The following is a 17,288-nucleotide window of genomic DNA, read 5'->3' as shown; positions in this document are numbered from 1 at the left end:
GAGCGGGGGCCCGGGGCAGCGCCCCGAACCCCCGCCGGCCGTCGGCGCGTGCGCGTCAGACGAGCGAACCGCCCGGCAGCTCCACCTTCGCGCCGAGCTTCTCCAGCTTGTCCATGAAGTTCTCGTAGCCGCGGTTGATCAGGTCGATCCCGTGCACCCGGGACGTCCCCTGCGCCGCCAGAGCGGCGATCAGGTACGAGAAACCGCCGCGCAGGTCCGGGATGACCAGATCCGCGCCCTGCAGCTTCGTCGGCCCGGAGACGACCGCGGAGTGCAGGAAGTTGCGCTGGCCGAAGCGGCAGTCGGAGCCCCCCAGGCACTCGCGGTACAGCTGGATGTGAGCACCCATCTGGTTGAGCGCCGAGGTGAACCCGAGCCGGGACTCGTACACCGTCTCGTGGACGATCGACAGACCCGCGGCCTGTGTCAGCGCCACGACCAGCGGCTGCTGCCAGTCGGTCTGGAAACCGGGGTGCACGTCCGTCTCCAGCGCGATGGCGTTCAGCGCGCCGCCCGGATGCCAGAAGCGGATGCCCTCGTCGTCGATCTCGAAGGCGCCGCCGACCCGGCGGAACGTGTTCAGGAACGTCATCATCGAGCGCTGCTGCGCCCCGTGGACGTAGATGTTGCCCTCGGTCGCCAGCGCCGCGGACGCCCAGGAGGCGGCCTCCAGGCGGTCCGGGAGGGCCTTGTGGGTATAGCCGTCGAGACGGTCGACACCGGTGATCCGGATGGTCCGGTCGGTGTCCATGGAGATGATCGCGCCCATCTTCTGCAGTACGCAGATGAGGTCCTCGATCTCCGGCTCCACGGCCGCGTTGGACAGTTCGGTGACACCCTCGGCGAGCACCGCCGTCAGCAGCACCTGCTCGGTGGAGCCCACCGACGGGTACGGCAGCCGGATCTTGGTGCCGCGCAGCCGCTGCGGGGCCTCCAGGTACTGGCCGTCCGCCCGCTTCTCGATCGTCGCGCCGAACTGGCGCAGCACGTCGAAGTGGAAGTCGATCGGCCGGCCGCCGATGTCGCAGCCGCCGAGCCCCGGGATGAACGCGTGGCCCAGCCGGTGCAGCAGCGGGCCGCAGAAGAGGATCGGGATGCGCGACGAGCCCGCGTGGGCGTCGATGTCGGCGACGTTCGCGCTCTCGACGTGCGTGGGGTCGAGGATCAGCTCGCCCGGTTCGTCGCCCGGGCGGACCGTCACACCGTGCAGCTGGAGGAGCCCGCGGACGACCCGCACATCGCGGATGTCGGGCACGTTGCGCAGTCGGCTGGGCCCGCTGCCGAGCAGCGCGGCGACCATTGCCTTCGGCACCAGGTTCTTGGCGCCTCGGACGCGGATCTCGCCCTCCAGCGGGGTTCCGCCGTGGACAAGCAGGACATCGTCTGTGCCGGTCATGAATCTCGCGTTCCGGAGTGGTCGGGCAGGGGGCCAATCGAAAGAGTAATGGCCGCGCACCCCGCATCCGTAAGAAGGCGGCGGGTGTACGAACGTCATGAATCCGCCGCGACACGCTCCGCATCCTGGATCTTGCGGAGGGTTACGGTCCGGATGGCTGGCCGGCTGTGCGCTCCTTGTGCACCCGTGCGCCCTGAGCTGCGCTCGGGCACCCAGGGCGACGTCCGGGGCACTTGGCCCCCGCGAAAGCCGAAGATGCGGGATCATTTCTCCCATGACCGAGGTGTCCTCGCTCACAGGGCGGCTGCTCGTGGCCGCACCCGCCCTGGCGGACCCGAATTTCGACCGCGCGGTGGTGCTGCTCCTCGACCACGACGAGGAGGGCTCGCTCGGCGTGGTCCTGAACCGCCCGACCCCGGTCGGCGTCGGTGACATCCTCGCGTCCTGGGCCGGTCTGACCGGTGAGCCCGAAGTCGTCTTCCAGGGCGGCCCGGTCTCCCTCGACTCGGCGCTCGGCGTGGCGGTGATCCCGGGGGACGAGGGCCCGCTCGGCTGGCGCCGGGTGTACGGGGCGATCGGCCTGGTGGACCTGGAGGCGCCCCCCGAGCTGCTGGCCGCGGCCCTCGGCTCGCTGCGGATCTTCGCCGGATACGCCGGCTGGGGGCCCGGACAGCTGGAGACGGAACTCTCCGAGGGCGCCTGGTACGTCGTCGAGTCGGAGCCGGGGGACGTCTCGTCACCGCGCCCGGAGAGCCTCTGGAGGGCGGTCCTGCGCCGTCAGCGCAGCGAACTGGCCATGATCGCCACCTATCCGGACGACCCTTCGCTGAACTGATGTCGCGGACCTTCAGTACGCTTGGCATTTATGAGCACTCTTGAGCCCGAGCGCGGGGCAGGTACGGGAACCCTCGTGGAGCCGACGCCACAGGTGTCGAACGGCGACGGCGACCACGAGCGCTACGCGCATTACGTCCAGAAGGACAAGATCATGGCGAGTGCCCTGGAGGGCACCCCCGTGGTCGCGCTGTGCGGCAAGGTCTGGGTACCGGGCCGCGATCCCAAGAAGTACCCGGTGTGTCCCATGTGCAAGGAGATCTACGAGTCCATGGGTGCCGGTGGCGACAAGGACAAGGGCAAGGGCGGCAAGGACAAGAAGTAGTCCGCGAGCGGTAGAACCGACCCGTCCGGGAGAACCCCCGGGGCACGCGACAGCGTGCCCCGGGGGTTCTTCGTCGTTCGGGCCCGTCCGGCGTTGCACGGGCTGCGTCCGGGGGTCACAGAGTGGTTGAGACCACTTGTCGGCGACTTCGTCTGGACCTACCCTCCTGCAAGTTGTGCAGAACGAAACGCGCGTTGCGTATGTTGCAACGCCTACCGGTAGGGGTCCCGGATGAAGCTTTCTGCCCGAATTGCCGCCCCGGCTGCGGCGCTTGTGCTGGCGGGTCTCACCGCCACCGCCTGCGCGCCACAGACCTCCGACACCGGCGCCAAGGGGGACGAGAAGACCGGCACACTGCGCGTCTGGCTGTTCCAGGAGGTGGGCAACAAGCCCAAGGAGAAGGTCGTCGACGCCGCTGTCGCGGACTTCGGGAAGGCCCACAAGGGCACGAAGGTCGAGATCGAGTACATCCCCGTCGAGACCCGCGCCCAGCGCGTCAAGGCCGCGTTCAACGACCCCAGGAGCGCCCCCGACCTGATCGAGTACGGCAACACGGACACCGCCGGCTACGTGAAGGACCGCGGACTGGCCGATGTCAGCGCCGAGTTCGGCGCCTGGGCGGACGCCAAGGACACCGACCCGACCGCCAAGCAGTCCGTGACGGTCGACGGCAGGATCTACGGGGCCCCGCTCTTCGTCGGCGTCAGGGCGCTGTACTACCGCACCGACATCTTCGCGGACCTGGGCATCGCGGCGCCCAAGTCCCAGGCGGAACTGATCTCCACCGCGAAGAAGATCCACCGCGAGAAGCCCGGCCTGTACGGACTCGCGGTGGGCGGCGCGTACACCTACGGCGCGATGCCGTTCATCTGGGCCAACGGCGGCGAACTGGCCGACGCCGGCGGCGGTTCGTACCGGGCGGCCATCAACAGCGAGAAGGCCCGCAAGGGCATCGCCGCCTACACCTCGCTCTTCGGCGACGACAACTGCCCGGCCGCCAAGTGCGCCGCCATGGGCGGCAACGCGACCGTCACCGCCTTCGCCTCCGGAAAGGCCGCCATGGCCATCGGCGGCGACTTCAGCCACGCGGCCGTCGAGGCCGGCACGGTGAAGGGCAGGTACGCGGTCGTACCGCTCCCGGGCGTGGCCGCGAACTCCGTCGCCCCGGCGTTCGCGGGCGGCAACAACATCGGCGTGCTGAAGAGCAGCGGGCACCGCACCCTCGCCGTCGACCTGATGAAGTCCCTGACCGGCAAGCGGACCCAGGCGAAGATGTTCGACGCGATGGGCTTCCTGCCGACGTACACCGATGTGCGGGCCGCGGCCGCGAAGCGGGAGCCGTTCGTCGAACCGTTCGTCAGGACACTCGGCGCGGGCGCCAAGTTCGTCCCCGCCTCGCCTGCCTGGGGCCAGATCGACTCCTCGCTGATCCTGCCGACGATGTTCCAGGAGATCGTCAGCGGCCGTAAGAACGTGGCCGACGCCTCGGACGACGCCGCGAAGAAGATGGACGCCGCGTTCGCCGACGTGGGCTGACGATGACGGCGAACAGCACGGCGTACAAGGCGCCCGGCACGTCCGGAGCGGGCGGACCCTCCCCCCGCCCGCTCCGGAGCCGCCACCCGGCCTCGCCCGTCCGGCGGTCCGGCTGGACCCCCTGGCTCTACCTCCTGCCCGCGCTCGTCCTCCTCGGCGGGCTGCTGGTCTACCCGATCTACCAACTCGGCCTGATCTCCTTCCTGGAGTACACCCAGGCCCAGGTGAGCGGCGGCGAGCCGACCACCTTCCAGGGTTTCGGCAACTACGCGACGCTCTTCCGCGACAGCCAGTTCTGGCAGGTGCTGCTGGCCACCGTGGTCTTCGCGGCGGTCTGTGTGCTGGCCACCCTGCTGGTCGGCTGCGCACTGGCCGTCCTGCTGACCCGGGTACGGGCCGTGCCGCGGCTCGCGCTGATGATGGCCGCGCTCGGCGCCTGGGCGACCCCGGCGATCACCGGCTCGACCGTCTGGGTCTTCCTCTTCGATGCCGACTTCGGGCCGGTCAACCGGGTACTGGGGCTCGGCGACCACTCCTGGACGTACGGGCGCTACAGCGCCTTCGCGCTGGTGCTCCTCGAAGTCCTTTGGTGCTCGTTCCCGTTCGTGATGGTGACCGTGTACGCGGGCATCCGGGCGATCCCCACCGAGGTGCTGGAGGCGGCGGCGCTGGACGGCGCCTCGCAGTGGCGGATCTGGCGGTCGGTCACGGCACCGATGCTGCGGCCGATCCTGATCGTCGTCACCATCCAGTCGATCATCTGGGACTTCAAGGTCTTCACCCAGATCTACGTCATGACCAACGGCGGCGGCATCGCCGGCCAGAACCTGGTGCTCAACGTGTACGCGTACCAGAAGGCGTTCGCGTCCTCGCAGTACAGCCTCGGCTCGGCGATCGGCGTCGTGATGCTGGTGATCCTGCTGGCGGTCACGCTGGTCTATCTGCGCCTGGTGAGGCGCCAGGGGGAGGAACTGTGAGCCTGCCGTCCCTGTTGCGCGTCCGCCGGCCCGGCCGGCTCGCCGCCGAGGCGGCGGCCCTGCTGATCGCCGCCGCCGTGGCCTTCCCGCTGTACTGGATGGTGCTCTCGGCCTTCAAACCGGCCGGCGAGATCCAGTCCACGCACCCCAGGCCGTGGACGCTGTCGCCGTCCCTGGACTCCTTCCGCCGGGTCTTCCAGCAGCAGGACTTCGGGCGCTACTTCCTCAACAGCCTGCTCGTCGCCGGCACGGTCGTCATCGTCTCCGCGCTGATCGCCTTCCTGGCGGCGACGGCGGTGACCCGGTTCCGATTCCGTTTCCGCACCACACTGCTGATCATGTTCCTGGTGGCGCAGATGGTGCCGGTCGAGGCGCTGACGATCCCGCTGTTCTTCCTGATGCGGGACTTCGGCCAGCTGAACACGCTCGGTTCGCTGATCCTGCCGCACCTCGCCTTCTCGCTGCCGTTCGCGATCTGGATGCTGCGCGGCTTCGTCAAGGCCGTCCCGGACGCGCTGGAGGAGGCGGCGTACATCGACGGGGCGAGCCGCACCCGCTTCCTGTGGCAGATCCTCTTCCCGCTGGTCTTCCCGGGGCTGGTGGCGACCAGCGTCTTCTCGTTCATCTCGACCTGGAACGACTTCCTGTTCGCGAAGTCCTTCATCATCAGCGACACCTCCCAGTCGACGCTCCCGATGGCTCTGCTGGTCTTTCTCAAACCCGATGAAAACGACTGGGGAGGGGTCATGGCAGCCTCGGCGGTGATGACCGTGCCCGTGCTGGTCTTCTTCGTACTCGTACAGCGACGCCTGGTCTCGGGACTGGGCGGAGCGGTTAAGGACTGACGTGGTCAATCTGATCCCGGCGCCCCTGCGCGCCGAATACTTCACCGACATGCCCGGCTTTGTGCTGGATCAGGACACCGTGGTCGACGCGCCGTCCGGCACCGAGGGCATGGCGCGACTGCTGCGCGCCACCGTGGGCGCCGCGACCGGGCTGCCGCTCGCACCCGGACGGGGCGACCGCGGACCGGCGATCCGGCTGCGGATCGACCCCGGCACGGCGGACGAGTTGGGTCCCGAGGGCTACCGGCTCGCCGTGGACGCCGACGCCGTCACCCTGCGGGCCGCGGCCCCGGCGGGGCTCCACTGGGGCGTCCAGACGCTGCGACAGCTGCTCGGCCCGGAGGCCCACCGGTGTGCGCCCGTGAACCCGGACCGGGTCTGGACCGTGCCGAGCTGCACCGTCGAGGACCGCCCGCGCTTCGGCTGGCGGGGCCTGATGCTCGACGTGTCGCGGCACTTCATGCCCAAGACCGACGTGCTGCGCTACCTCGACCTCCTCGCCGCGCACAAGCTGAACGTCTTCCACTTCCACCTCACCGACGACCAGGGCTGGCGCATCGAGATAAAGCGCTACCCCCGCCTGACCGAGACGGGTTCCTGGCGGTCGCGTACGAAGTACGGCCACCGGGCCTCCGAGCTCTGGGACGAGACCCCGTACGGCGGGTACTACACGCAGGACGACATCCGCGAGATCGTGGCCTACGCCGCCGCCCGGCACATCCGTGTCGTCCCCGAGATCGACATCCCGGGTCACTCGCAGGCGACCATCACCGCCTACCCGGAGCTGGGCAACACCGACGTCGTCGACACCGCCGCCCTGTCCGTGTGGGACGACTGGGGCGTCACCCCGAACGTCCTGGCCCCCACCGACGGCGTTCTGCGCTTCTTCGAGGGCGTCTTCGAGGAGCTCCTCGAACTCTTCCCGGCCGACACCTCGCCGTTCATCCACGTCGGCGGCGACGAGTGCCCCAAGGACCAGTGGAAGCAGTCGCCGACCGCCCAGGCCCGCATCAAGGAACTCGGCCTGGCCGACGAGGACGAGCTGCAGTCCTGGTTCATCCGCCACTTCGACAGCTGGCTCACCGCACGCGGCCGCCGCCTCATAGGCTGGGACGAGATCCTGGAGGGCGGCCTCGCCGAGGGCGCGGCCGTCTCCTCGTGGCGCGGTTACGCGGGCGGCGTCGCTGCCGCCGAGGCCGGGCACGACGTCGTGATGTGCCCGGAGCAGCAGGTCTACCTGGACCACCGTCAGGACGGCGGCCCCGACGAGCCGATGCCGATCGGATACGTCCGCACCCTGGAGGACGTCTACCGCTTCGAACCCGTGCCGCCGGGCCTCTCCGAGGAGGCCGCCCGTCACATCCTCGGCACCCAGGCCAACGTCTGGACCGAGGTGATGCAGAACCGCGCCCGCGTCGACTACCAGGTCTTCCCGCGCCTCGCGGCCTTCGCCGAGGTCGCGTGGTCGGCCCTGCCCGACTCCGAGGACCGGGACTTCGCCGGTTTCGAGCGGCGCATGGCCACGCACTACGCGCGGCTCGACGCGCTCGGTGTCGAGTACCGGCCGCCGGGCGGTCCGCTGCCGTGGCAGCAGCGGCCCGGCATCCTGGGACGCCCGATCGAGGGAGCGCCTCCGCGCGTCTGAGCCCGCGCGCAGGGAGCGGTTCCCGCGACAGCGGGCACCGCTCCCTGCCGAGCTCCCTGCCGAGCTCCCTGCCGAGCTCCCTGCCGAGCCCTCCGGCGCGGCGCCTTCCCGGTCCTCCTGCTCTCCCGTCGCTCCGCCGAGCGGAATATGTCGTACAAGCTCGCTGAATAGGGGCAATTCGCGCTCTGCGCCGAAGAGGTGCGAATCGGGATCATCCCCCTGGTCAGGGACGGATACTCCCTTCGCGGACCCTCGCGTCGGGCCCGTCCGAAGATGTGCCAGAGTTGCCACGTCCAGGCTTTGAGCACGTACCGTACGGCGAAACAGGCGGGACAGCCGGGACACCGGGAAGGGGCAGCTGGGTTGACCACGCAAGCACCGCAGGCGACGCAGTCCGTCACACTGCCGGCCTCGCTGGACGAGGCCGTGGCGGCACTCGGCGCCATGCCGGCCGCCGTCCCCGTGGCGGGCGGCACGGACCTGATGTCGGCAGTCAACACGGGGCTCCTGCGCCCCTCCGGGCTGGTCGGCCTCGGCCGGATCAGCGAACTCCGCGGCTGGCACTACCAGGACGGCCACGCCCTGTTGGGCACCGGTCTCACCCATGCCCGCATGGGGCGCCCGGACTTCGCCGCCCTCATCCCCGCCCTGGCCGCGTCCGCGCGCGCCGCGGGCCCGCCGCAGATCCGCAACGCCGGAACGCTCGGCGGCAACATCGCCACCGCCGCCCCGACCGGTGACGCCCTGCCGGTGCTCGCCGCGCTGGAGGCCGAACTCGTCATCGCGGGCCCCGGTGGCGCCCGCCGCGAGATCCCGGTCTCGCACCTGCTGGCCGGCCGCGAGATGCTGGAGCCCGCCGAACTCATCGGCTTCGTCCGGGTACCGCTGCTGCACGCCCCTCAGGTGTTCCTCAAGGCGACCGGGCGTACCGGCCCCGGCCGTGCCACCGCCTCCGTCGCGATCGTCCTCGACCCGGCCCGGCGCGGAGTGCGCTGCGCGGTCGGCGCCATAGCGCCGATGCCGCTGCGGCCGCTGGAGGCCGAACGCTGGATCGCCTCGCTGATCGACTGGGACGGTGAACGGGGTCTGGCGCCCGACGCGCTGGCCGCCTTCGGCGAGTACGTCGCCGCGGCGTGCATCCCGGACGAGCCACCGCCCGCCGACGGGGGAGAGGCACCACCGTTGCCCCCCGCGGTACTGCACCTGCGGCGCACCGTCGCCGCGCTGGCCCGACGCGCGCTGGGGAGGGCACTGTCGTGAGCAACGAGGACCACGCCGGACAGCACGGGGGCTGGGAGCCGACCCCCCAGAGCGGCGAGTACGACGCCGAGGCGACCGCCTTCGTCCACCTGCCGCCGGAGGACCTGGCGAACGTACCGCTGGCCGCACCCGGCCAGGGCTACGTGCCGCCGATGATCCTTCCGCTGACCCCGGCCGCCGGGCTCGACCCCGCGGCCGCCGGCGGCTGGGGCGCCCGGACACCGGACCCGCACGCCCAGCCGGACCGCGGCACGGCGGCGGAGCAGCCGGTGCCCGAGGCGGTGCACTGGCCGGACCCGAACCAGCAGCAGACGCCGTACGGATACCCGCAGGCCCCGCACCACCCGCAGACGTCCGGGGAGCACTACCCGGACCGGTACCGCGAGAGCCCGGCCGCCACCGGCCAGTGGAACTTCGCCGAACCCACCGGGCACGCCGAACCCACCGAGCCCGCCGGGCACACCGGTCAGTGGCAGATCCCGGTCGCCGACGGCGATCTCCCGGAGGAGTCCGGCGAGTTCTCGGCCTCCGCGCTGGCCGCCGGCTGGTACGCGGACCGGACCCCGCCGGCCACCCTGCCCGGCGGTGCGCCCGCGCCCTGGGCGACGCAGGAGCCGGCGCCCGCGGCCGTGGACAGCACCCCGCCGCGGGGGACGGACCTCGGCCGCACGCCGGACGCGCCGGCCGACGCCGTGGACGGTGACGCCGACGCGCCGCCCCCGGAGCCTTCCGCGGACGCACCAGATGCACACGACGTGCACGACGTGCACGACGCACCCGAAGCCGTGTACGAAGTTCCGCCGGAGGCAGCCCTTCAGGACGCACCGCAGCTCGGCACGGAGCAGCCCGGCACGGCCGAACCGGCCGCGGGAGCGACACCGGTCGCCGAGTCGGCACCGGACACCGAGGCCACGGACGTCGAGGCGGCGGCCGTCGAAGTCACGGACACCGAGGTCACGGACCCCGATGCCATGGACCCCGACGCGACGGACCCCGAGTCCACGGACGCAGCCCCTGCCCCCGTCCCCGCTCTCGACCTGCCCAGCGAGCACCCCTCCGCCTCGTACATGCTGCATGTGAACGGCGTCGACCGGCCCGTCGCCGACGCCTGGATCGGCGAGTCGCTGCTCTACGTGCTGCGCGAGCGCCTCGGCCTCGCCGGGGCCAAGGACGGCTGCTCGCAGGGCGAATGCGGTGCCTGCAACGTGCAGGTGGACGGCCGTCTCGTCGCCTCCTGCCTGGTCCCCGCGGCCACCGCGGCGGGCAGCGAGGTCCGTACCGTCGAAGGTCTGGCCGTCGACGGGGAACCGTCCGACGTGCAGCGGGCGCTGGCGAACTGCGGTGCCGTCCAGTGCGGCTTCTGCATCCCCGGGATGGCGATGACCGTCCACGACCTGCTGGAGGGCAACCACGCCCCCAGCGAGCTGGAGACCCGTCAGGCACTGTGCGGCAACCTCTGCCGCTGTTCCGGATACCGCGGTGTGCTCGACGCCGTGAACGAGGTCATCGAGGGCCGCGAGGCGGCCTCGGTACCCGCACCGGAATCCGCGGAACCGGACGGGGCCCGCATCCCGCACCAGGCGGCCCCCGGCGCGGGTAGTGTGCAGGTCCATCTGCAGGACGGAGGCCTGGCGTGAGCAACGACGCAGCCACCGCGGCCGGCGCGACCCACACGGCGATCAGCATCCCTTCACTGGAGGGCCCCGACAGCTCCGGGGGCGAGCAGCCGCTGCTCGGCCTGGGCGCCTCGCTGCGGCCGGCCGACGCCCGCGCCAAGACCGAGGGCATCTTCCCGTACGCCGCCGACCTGTGGGCCGAGGGACTGCTCTGGGCGGCCGTGCTCCGCTCCCCGCACCCGCATGCCCGCATCCTGTCGATCGACACCTCCGCCGCGGTCGAGATGCCGGGCGTACGAGCGGTCGTCACCCACGAGGACGTCCCCGGCGAGCGTTCCTACGGACGCCGCGTCGTCGACCGTCCCGTCTTCGCCTCCGACCTGGTCCGCCACCACGGCGAGCCGATCGCCGCGGTCGCCGCCGACCACCCCGACACGGCCCGGCTGGCCGCAGCCGCCATCGCCGTCGAGTACGAGCTGCTGGAGCCGGTCACCGACCCGGAGAAGGCCTTCGCCGCCGAACCTCTGCACCCCGACGGCAATCTGATCCGCCACATCCCGCTGCGCTACGGCGACCCGGAGATCGTGGGCGAGGTCATCGTCGAGGGCCTGTACCGCATCGGCCGTCAGGACCCGGCGCCGATCGGTGCCGAGGCCGGGCTCGCCGTGCCCCGCCCCGACGGGGGCGTCGAGATCTACACCGCCTCCACCGACCCGCACACCGACCGCGACCTCGCCGCCGCCTGCTTCGGCCTCGAACCGGACCGGGTGAAGCTCGTCGTCACCGGCGTCCCCGGCGCGACCGGCGACCGCGAGGACCCCGGATTCCAGCTCCCGCTCGGCCTGCTCGCCCTGCGCACCGGCTGCCCGGTCAAACTGGCCGCGACCCGCGAGGAGTCCTTCCTCGGCCACGCGCACCGCCACCCGACCCTGCTCCGCTACCGCCACCACGCGGACGCCGAGGGCCGTCTGGTGAAGGTCGAGGCCCAGATCCTCCTCGACGCGGGCGCGTACGCCGACGCCTCGTCCGAATCCCTGGCCGCCGCCGTCGCGTTCGCCTGCGGCCCCTACGTCGTCCCGCACGCCTTCATCGAGGGCTGGGCGGTCCGGACGAACAACCCGCCGTCCGGTCATGTCCGGGGCGAGGGCGCGATGCAGGTCTGTGCCGCGTACGAGGGCCAGATGGACAAGCTTGCCGCCAAGCTCTCCATCGACCCGGCCGAGCTGCGGCTGCGCAACACCCTGTCCACCGGCGACATCCTGCCCACCGGCCAGACGGTGACCTGCCCCGCCCCCGTCGCCGAACTCCTCGGCGCGGTACGGGACTTCCCGCTCCCCTCGCTCCCCAAGGACTCCCCGGAGGACGACTGGCTGCTCCCGGGCGGCCCGGAGGGCGCGGGCGAACCGGGCGCGGTGCGGCGCGGGGTCGGATACGCGCTGGGCATGGTCCACATGCTCGGCGCCGAGGGCGCCGACGAGGTCTCCACGGCCACGGTGCGGGTCCACGACGGGGTCGCCACCGTCATCTGCGCCGCGGTCGAGACGGGCCAGGGCTTCTCGACGCTGGCCCGCCAGGTCGTCCAGGAGACCCTGGGCATCGAGGAGGTCCATGTGGCCTCCGTCGACACCGACCAGCCCCCGGCCGGACCGACGACGCACGGCCGCCACACCTGGGTCTCCGCCGGAGCGGTCGAACGCGCCGCGAAGATGGTCCGCACCCAGCTGCTCCAGCCGCTGGCCCACAAGTTCGGCATGTCCACCGAGCTGCTCCAGATCGCCGACGGCAAGATCACCTCGTACGACGGGGTGCTGTCCACGACCGTCACCGAGGCGATGGACGGCAAGGAACTGTGGGCCACCGCCCAGTGCCGCCCCCACCCCACGGAGCCGCTCGACGAGTCCGGTCAGGGCGACGCCTTCGTCGGCCTCGCGTTCTGCGCGATCCGCGCGGTGGTGGACGTCGACATCGAACTCGGCTCGGTCCGTGTCGTGGAGATGGCCGTCGCACAGGATGTCGGCCGGGTCCTCAACCCGTCCCAGCTGGCGACCCGTATCGAGGCGGGCGTCACCCAGGGCATCGGTGCCGCGCTGACGGAGAACCTCCGCACCGCGCGCGGTCAGATCCGGCACCCCGACCTGACGGGTTACGCCCTGCCGACCGCCCTCGACGCGCCGGACATCCGCATCGTCAGACTCGTCGAGGAGCGTGACGTGGTGGCCCCCTTCGGCGCCAAGCCGGCTTCCGCGGTCCCCGTGGTGACCTCCCCGGCAGCCGTGGCCGCCGCGGTGCGCTCGGCCACCGGCCGCCCGGTCAACCGCCTTCCGATCAGGCCCCAGGCGGCCGTCGCGGCCCCGAAGTCCTGACCGCGGGTCCCCTCCGTACACACGGAACCGCCCGCCCCTTCGTACGAGGGGCGGGCGGTTCCGTGTACCGAGGCCGTGACCGGAATCGAACCGGTGTAACTCGAGTTGCAGTCGAGCCCCTGAGCCTCTCGGGCACACGGCCGTGCGTTGTTCTCGTCCCGACCGTAGGCCCCGGGAACCCCGGCGCCAAGAGTCCGGACCGTCCCGCAACGCGACTGCCACACGGCGTTCACGATCGCCCGGCCGGTCCTACGACCAAGGGACGAGAGCGGGAGCGACCCGCGACAGGGTTCATGGCGAGTTTCGCCCCTTACTCTTGGGCTCATGACCGTCCTGGAACCGCGTGACGCCGAGGTCTCGGCCCGCACCGGAGAAGCCGATGAAGTGAACGAGACCGTCGTCGCCGCAGTACCGGAGGGGGTGCTCGGGCGGACCTACCGGTCGCTGAGCATCGGCATCGTCTCCGTCGTGTTCCTGATCGCCTTCGAGGCGACCGCCGTGGGGACCGCGATGCCGGTCGCCGCCCGTGAGCTGCACGGCATCCCGCTGTACGCGTTCGCGTTCTCCGCGTACTTCACCACCAGCCTCTTCGCCATGGTGCTGGCCGGGCAGTGGGCCGACCGGCGCGGGCCGCTGGGGCCGCTCACCGCCGGGATCAGCGCCTTCGGGGTGGGCCTGCTGCTGTCCGGGACCGCGAGCACCATGTGGATGTTCATCGTGGGGCGGGCCGTGCAGGGGCTCGGTGGCGGGCTGGTGATCGTCGCGCTCTACGTGGTGATCAGCCGGGCCTACCCGGAGCATCTGCGGCCGGCGATCATGGCCGCGTTCGCCGCGAGCTGGGTGATCCCGTCCGTCGTCGGGCCGCTGGCCTCCGGGAGCGTGACCGAGCACCTGGGCTGGCGCTGGGTCTTCATCGGCATCCCGCTCCTGGTGGTCTTCCCGCTGGCGCTCGCGCTGCCCGCGATCCGGCGCATGGCGTCCGGGCCCGCCGACGCGGCGGCGCCCGTCGAGCCATTGAACCGCCGGCGCATCGTGCTCGCGCTGGGCATCTCGCTGGGTGCGGGGCTGCTCCAGTACGCCGGGCAGGAGCGGAACTGGTTCTCGCTGCTGCCGGTCGCCGCCGGGATCGCCCTGCTCGTTCCCGCGGTCCGGGGCCTGCTGCCCCCGGGCACCGGCCGGGCGGCGCGGGGGCTGCCCTCCGTGGTGCTGCTGCGCGGGCTGGCGGCCGGGTCGTTCATCGCCGCCGAGTCGTTCGTGCCCCTGATGCTGGTCACCCAGCGCGGCCTGTCCCCGACGATGGCCGGACTGTCGCTCGCGGCCGGTGGCGGGACCTGGGCGCTGGGTTCGTACGTCCAGTCCCGGCCGCGCCTGGAGCCGCACCGCGAGCGGCTGATGGTGGGCGGCATGGTGCTGGTCGCCGCGTCGATCGCGACGGCGCCCGCCGTGCTGATCGACGGGGTGCCGGTCTGGACGGTCGCCGCGGCCTGGGCCGTCGGCTGCTTCGGCATGGGCATGGTGATCGCATCGACCAGTGTGCTGCTGCTGAAGCTGTCCGCGCCCCAGGAGGCGGGGGCGAACTCCGCGGCCCTGCAGATCTCCGACGGGCTCTCCAACGCCCTGCTGCTGGCCGCGGGCGGCGCGGCGTTCGGCGCGCTCGGCGGGGGAGCGGTGGGTGCCGTGCACGAGGCTGTCGAGGCGGGGGCCTCCGGCTCGCACCCGGGGGCGTTCGCGGTGGTGTTCCTGCCGATGGCGGGGGTCGCGATGGTGGGGGCGTGGGTGGCCACACGAGTGCGGGAGTGGTGACTGGTACCGACCCGGCCCCACCTGGTGGTATCGATCTGGCCCCACGCTGTGGCACTGATCTGGCCCCATCTGGTGGAACCGTTTTGGTATGGCCATGAACCTGCGTCTTCGTGACGACCAGACCGAAGCCCTCAAGCGCCGCGCCGAGCAGGAGGGGACGAGTATGCACGCCATACTGCTCCAGGCCGTGGACGACTACCTGGCCAGGACCGCCCAGCAGGCCATCGTCCGCAAGACGGCGAAGGAGCAGGCAGCCAAGTGGAGCGAGCTCATGGAGCGGCTCAAGTGAGCTGCGTCTACCTGTCCTCCGAAGACATCCTCGTCATCGCCGAGCACGCCTGCCCGGACATGCGGATCGTGGTCCGCGACGCCGGACTCCTCGAATCGGCGGCCCACCGGCCGTCCGCGGCCATGTTCGGCGAGGAGGCGTATCCGGACGTCGTGGACAAGGCGGCCGCACTGCTCCAGTCCCTGGCGATCAACCGTCCGCTCTTCGACGGCAGCAAACGCACCGCCTGGCTGTCGTGCATGACCTTCCTCGCGATGAACGGGGTCGATCTCCGCCCGGACATCGACGCGGCGGAACGCCTGGTCATCGCCGTTGCCACGGGGGAGACGGACGAGGTGAAGGTCATCTCCCAGGGGCTGCGCGACCTGGTCGTCGACCACGTGTGAGAGGTGTCGCAATTCCCCCCGGGGAGGCGGAGTCCAGGGCGGATCGCACCCTGCCCCCCGGTAGGGTGGCCCGGTTGTCGTATCGCGTACGGGCCCGTCCCGGCCCGTGCGGACAGCACCACACGTACCCGAGAGACCCGAACCGGAGACCGTGACTACTACCGCCTCCCACCACCTCTCACCCGCCTTTCCCGGCCGCGCCCCCTGGGGTACGGCCGGGAAGCTGCGAGCCTGGCAGCAGGGCGCCATGGAGAGGTACATCCAGGAGCAGCCGCGCGACTTCCTGGCGGTCGCGACCCCCGGCGCGGGCAAGACCACCTTCGCGCTGACCCTCGCGTCATGGCTGCTGCACCACCACGTCGTGCAGCAGGTCACCGTCGTGGCGCCGACCGAGCACCTCAAGAAGCAGTGGGCGGAAGCGGCCGCCCGGATAGGGATCAAGCTCGACCCCGAGTACAGCGCGGGCCCCGTGAGCAAGGAGTACCACGGGGTCGCCGTCACGTACGCGGGTGTCGGGGTCCGCCCGATGCTGCACCGCAACCGGTGCGAGCAGCGCAAGACCCTGGTGATCCTCGACGAGATCCACCACGCCGGTGACTCGAAGTCCTGGGGCGAGGCGTGCCAGGAGGCGTTCGACCCGGCGACCCGCCGGCTGGCGCTCACCGGTACGCCGTTCCGCTCCGACACCAACCCGATCCCCTTCGTCGCGTACGAGGAGGGCAACGACGGCATCCGGCGGTCCTCGGCCGACTACACCTACGGCTACGGCAACGCGCTCGCCGACGGTGTCGTCCGCCCGGTGATCTTCCTCAGCTACAGCGGCAACATGCGCTGGCGCACCAAGGCCGGTGACGAGATCGCCGCCCGGCTCGGCGAGCCGATGACCAGGGACGCCATCGGGCAGGCCTGGCGCACCGCGCTGTCGCCCACCGGTGACTGGATCCCCAATGTGCTCAGCGCCGCCGACAAGCGGCTGACCGAGGTCCGCAAGGGCATTCCGGATGCCGGCGGGCTGGTCATCGCGACGGACCAGGAGTCCGCGCGCGAGTACGCCAAGATCCTCAAGAAGGTCACCGGCGAGAAGGCCACCGTCGTCCTGTCCGACGAGAAGGCCGCGTCGAAGAAGATCGATCAGTTCACCGACGACGGATCACGCTGGATGGTCGCCGTCCGCATGGTGTCGGAGGGCGTCGACGTGCCGCGCCTCGCGGTCGGTGTGTACGCCACCACCATCTCGACGCCGCTCTTCTTCGCCCAGGCGGTCGGCCGCTTCGTGCGCTCCCGCAGGCGCGGCGAGACCGCCTCGGTGTTCGTACCGACGATCCCGATGCTCCTGGACTTCGCCAACGAGATGGAGGTCGAACGGGACCACGTCCTCGACAAGCCCAAGAAGGGCAGTGACGAGGAGAACCCGTTCGCCGAGGAGGACAAGCTCCTTGCCGACGCGGAGAAGCTGGAGGACGAGGAGACCGAGGAGCAACTGCCCTTCGAGGCCCTGGAGTCCGACGCGGTCTTCGACCGGGTGCTGTACGACGGTGCCGAATTCGGCATGCAGGCGCACCCGGGCAGCGAGGAGGAGCAGGACTACCTCGGGATCCCGGGGCTGCTGGAACCCGACCAGGTGCAGCTGCTGCTCCAGAAGCGGCAGACCCGGCAGATCGCGCACAGCCGCCAGAAGCCGGCCTCCGAGGCCGATCTGCTGGAGAAGCCGGCCGGTGACCGGCCGGTGGTCACGCACAAGCAGCTGCTGGGGCTGCGCAAGCAGCTGAACACCATGGTGTCGGCCTACACGCACCAGAGCGGCAAGCCGCACGGGGTCATCCACACCGAGCTGCGGCGGGTGTGCGGCGGGCCGCCGAGCGCGGAGGCCACGGCCGGGCAGATCGAGCAGCGGATCAAGAAGGTCCAGGAGTGGGCCACCCGCATGACGTGAGTCCCGCGGGAACGCGTGGGCACCGGCCCGGGGCACAAGGACAGCGGTCCTTGCCCCGGGCCGGTGCTGTGAGCGGGCCG

14 protein-coding genes and 1 tRNA gene are annotated in these 17,288 nt (G+C 71.4%); 13 read left to right on the top strand and 2 right to left on the bottom strand.

The window, feature by feature from the left end:
- Positions 1 to 55: 55 nt before the first annotated feature.
- Positions 56 to 1,396: a UDP-N-acetylglucosamine 1-carboxyvinyltransferase gene (gene murA / locus FHX80_RS09350; protein ID WP_145763782.1), complete on the bottom strand. Its 1,341-nt coding sequence runs from the start codon at positions 1,394 to 1,396 to the stop codon at positions 56 to 58.
- A gap of 274 nt (positions 1,397 to 1,670) precedes the next feature.
- On the opposite strand from murA, the gene FHX80_RS09345 reads away from it, so the two are divergent.
- The 9 genes from FHX80_RS09345 to FHX80_RS09305 all read left to right on the top strand — a co-directional run bounded on the left by FHX80_RS09345 (position 1,671) and on the right by FHX80_RS09305 (position 12,797).
- Complete coding sequence (locus FHX80_RS09345) at positions 1,671 to 2,231, top strand: YqgE/AlgH family protein (protein ID WP_145763781.1); 561 nt, start codon at positions 1,671 to 1,673, stop codon at positions 2,229 to 2,231.
- Positions 2,232 to 2,261: 30 nt separating this feature from the next.
- A complete protein-coding gene (locus FHX80_RS09340; RefSeq protein WP_072484142.1) occupies positions 2,262 to 2,555 on the top strand; it encodes a DUF3039 domain-containing protein in 294 nt (97 codons plus the stop codon).
- Positions 2,556 to 2,786: 231 nt separating this feature from the next.
- Positions 2,787 to 4,091 (top strand): extracellular solute-binding protein, encoded by a 1,305-nt coding sequence (locus tag FHX80_RS09335; RefSeq protein ID WP_145763780.1) that lies wholly within the window; start codon positions 2,787 to 2,789, stop codon positions 4,089 to 4,091.
- A gap of 2 nt (positions 4,092 to 4,093) precedes the next feature.
- Positions 4,094 to 5,068, top strand: coding sequence for a carbohydrate ABC transporter permease (locus FHX80_RS09330; protein ID WP_145763779.1), 975 nt, complete (start codon positions 4,094 to 4,096; stop codon positions 5,066 to 5,068).
- Complete coding sequence (locus FHX80_RS09325) at positions 5,065 to 5,913, top strand: carbohydrate ABC transporter permease (RefSeq protein WP_145763778.1); 849 nt, start codon at positions 5,065 to 5,067, stop codon at positions 5,911 to 5,913. Before FHX80_RS09330 ends, FHX80_RS09325 begins: the two co-directional genes overlap by 4 nt.
- Position 5,914: 1 nt before the next feature.
- Complete coding sequence (locus FHX80_RS09320; protein WP_145763777.1) at positions 5,915 to 7,558, top strand: beta-N-acetylhexosaminidase; 1,644 nt, start codon at positions 5,915 to 5,917, stop codon at positions 7,556 to 7,558.
- Positions 7,559 to 7,921: 363 nt separating this feature from the next.
- Entirely contained in the window at positions 7,922 to 8,818 is an 897-nt protein-coding gene (locus tag FHX80_RS09315; protein ID WP_145763776.1) for an FAD binding domain-containing protein, read from the top strand.
- Positions 8,815 to 10,455, top strand: a complete 1,641-nt coding sequence (locus FHX80_RS09310; RefSeq protein ID WP_145763775.1) for a (2Fe-2S)-binding protein — start codon at positions 8,815 to 8,817, stop codon at positions 10,453 to 10,455. The genes FHX80_RS09315 and FHX80_RS09310 overlap by 4 nt, the downstream gene beginning before the upstream one ends.
- Positions 10,452 to 12,797 carry a xanthine dehydrogenase family protein molybdopterin-binding subunit gene (locus FHX80_RS09305; RefSeq protein ID WP_145763774.1) on the top strand — a complete coding sequence of 782 codons (2,346 nt, stop codon included), beginning with the start codon at positions 10,452 to 10,454 and terminating at the stop codon, positions 12,795 to 12,797. The genes FHX80_RS09310 and FHX80_RS09305 overlap by 4 nt, the downstream gene beginning before the upstream one ends.
- Before the next feature lie 70 nt (positions 12,798 to 12,867).
- Here FHX80_RS09305 and FHX80_RS09300 read toward each other — a convergent pair.
- A tRNA-Cys gene (locus FHX80_RS09300) sits at positions 12,868 to 12,939 on the bottom strand.
- 182 nt (positions 12,940 to 13,121) lie between these two features.
- Between FHX80_RS09300 and FHX80_RS09295 the strand changes: the two genes are divergently transcribed.
- From FHX80_RS09295 to FHX80_RS09280, 4 genes are all read left to right on the top strand, one after another.
- Positions 13,122 to 14,600, top strand: a complete 1,479-nt coding sequence (locus FHX80_RS09295) for an MFS transporter (RefSeq protein ID WP_145763773.1) — start codon at positions 13,122 to 13,124, stop codon at positions 14,598 to 14,600.
- 88 nt (positions 14,601 to 14,688) lie between these two features.
- Positions 14,689 to 14,889, top strand: coding sequence for a ribbon-helix-helix protein, CopG family (locus tag FHX80_RS09290; RefSeq protein ID WP_145763772.1), 201 nt, complete (start codon positions 14,689 to 14,691; stop codon positions 14,887 to 14,889).
- Positions 14,886 to 15,275 (top strand): type II toxin-antitoxin system death-on-curing family toxin, encoded by a 390-nt coding sequence (locus tag FHX80_RS09285; protein WP_145763771.1) that lies wholly within the window; start codon positions 14,886 to 14,888, stop codon positions 15,273 to 15,275. The genes FHX80_RS09290 and FHX80_RS09285 overlap by 4 nt, the downstream gene beginning before the upstream one ends.
- A gap of 151 nt (positions 15,276 to 15,426) precedes the next feature.
- Positions 15,427 to 17,208 carry a DEAD/DEAH box helicase gene (locus FHX80_RS09280; protein WP_145763770.1) on the top strand — a complete coding sequence of 594 codons (1,782 nt, stop codon included), beginning with the start codon at positions 15,427 to 15,429 and terminating at the stop codon, positions 17,206 to 17,208.
- Positions 17,209 to 17,288 lie beyond the last annotated feature (80 nt).

This window comes from Streptomyces brevispora (genome assembly GCF_007829885.1).
GTDB classification, from domain to species: domain Bacteria; phylum Actinomycetota; class Actinomycetes; order Streptomycetales; family Streptomycetaceae; genus Streptomyces; species Streptomyces brevispora.
The sequence above is the reverse complement of the archived record's forward strand: the minus strand, read 5'-3'. Positions and strand labels throughout refer to the sequence as shown.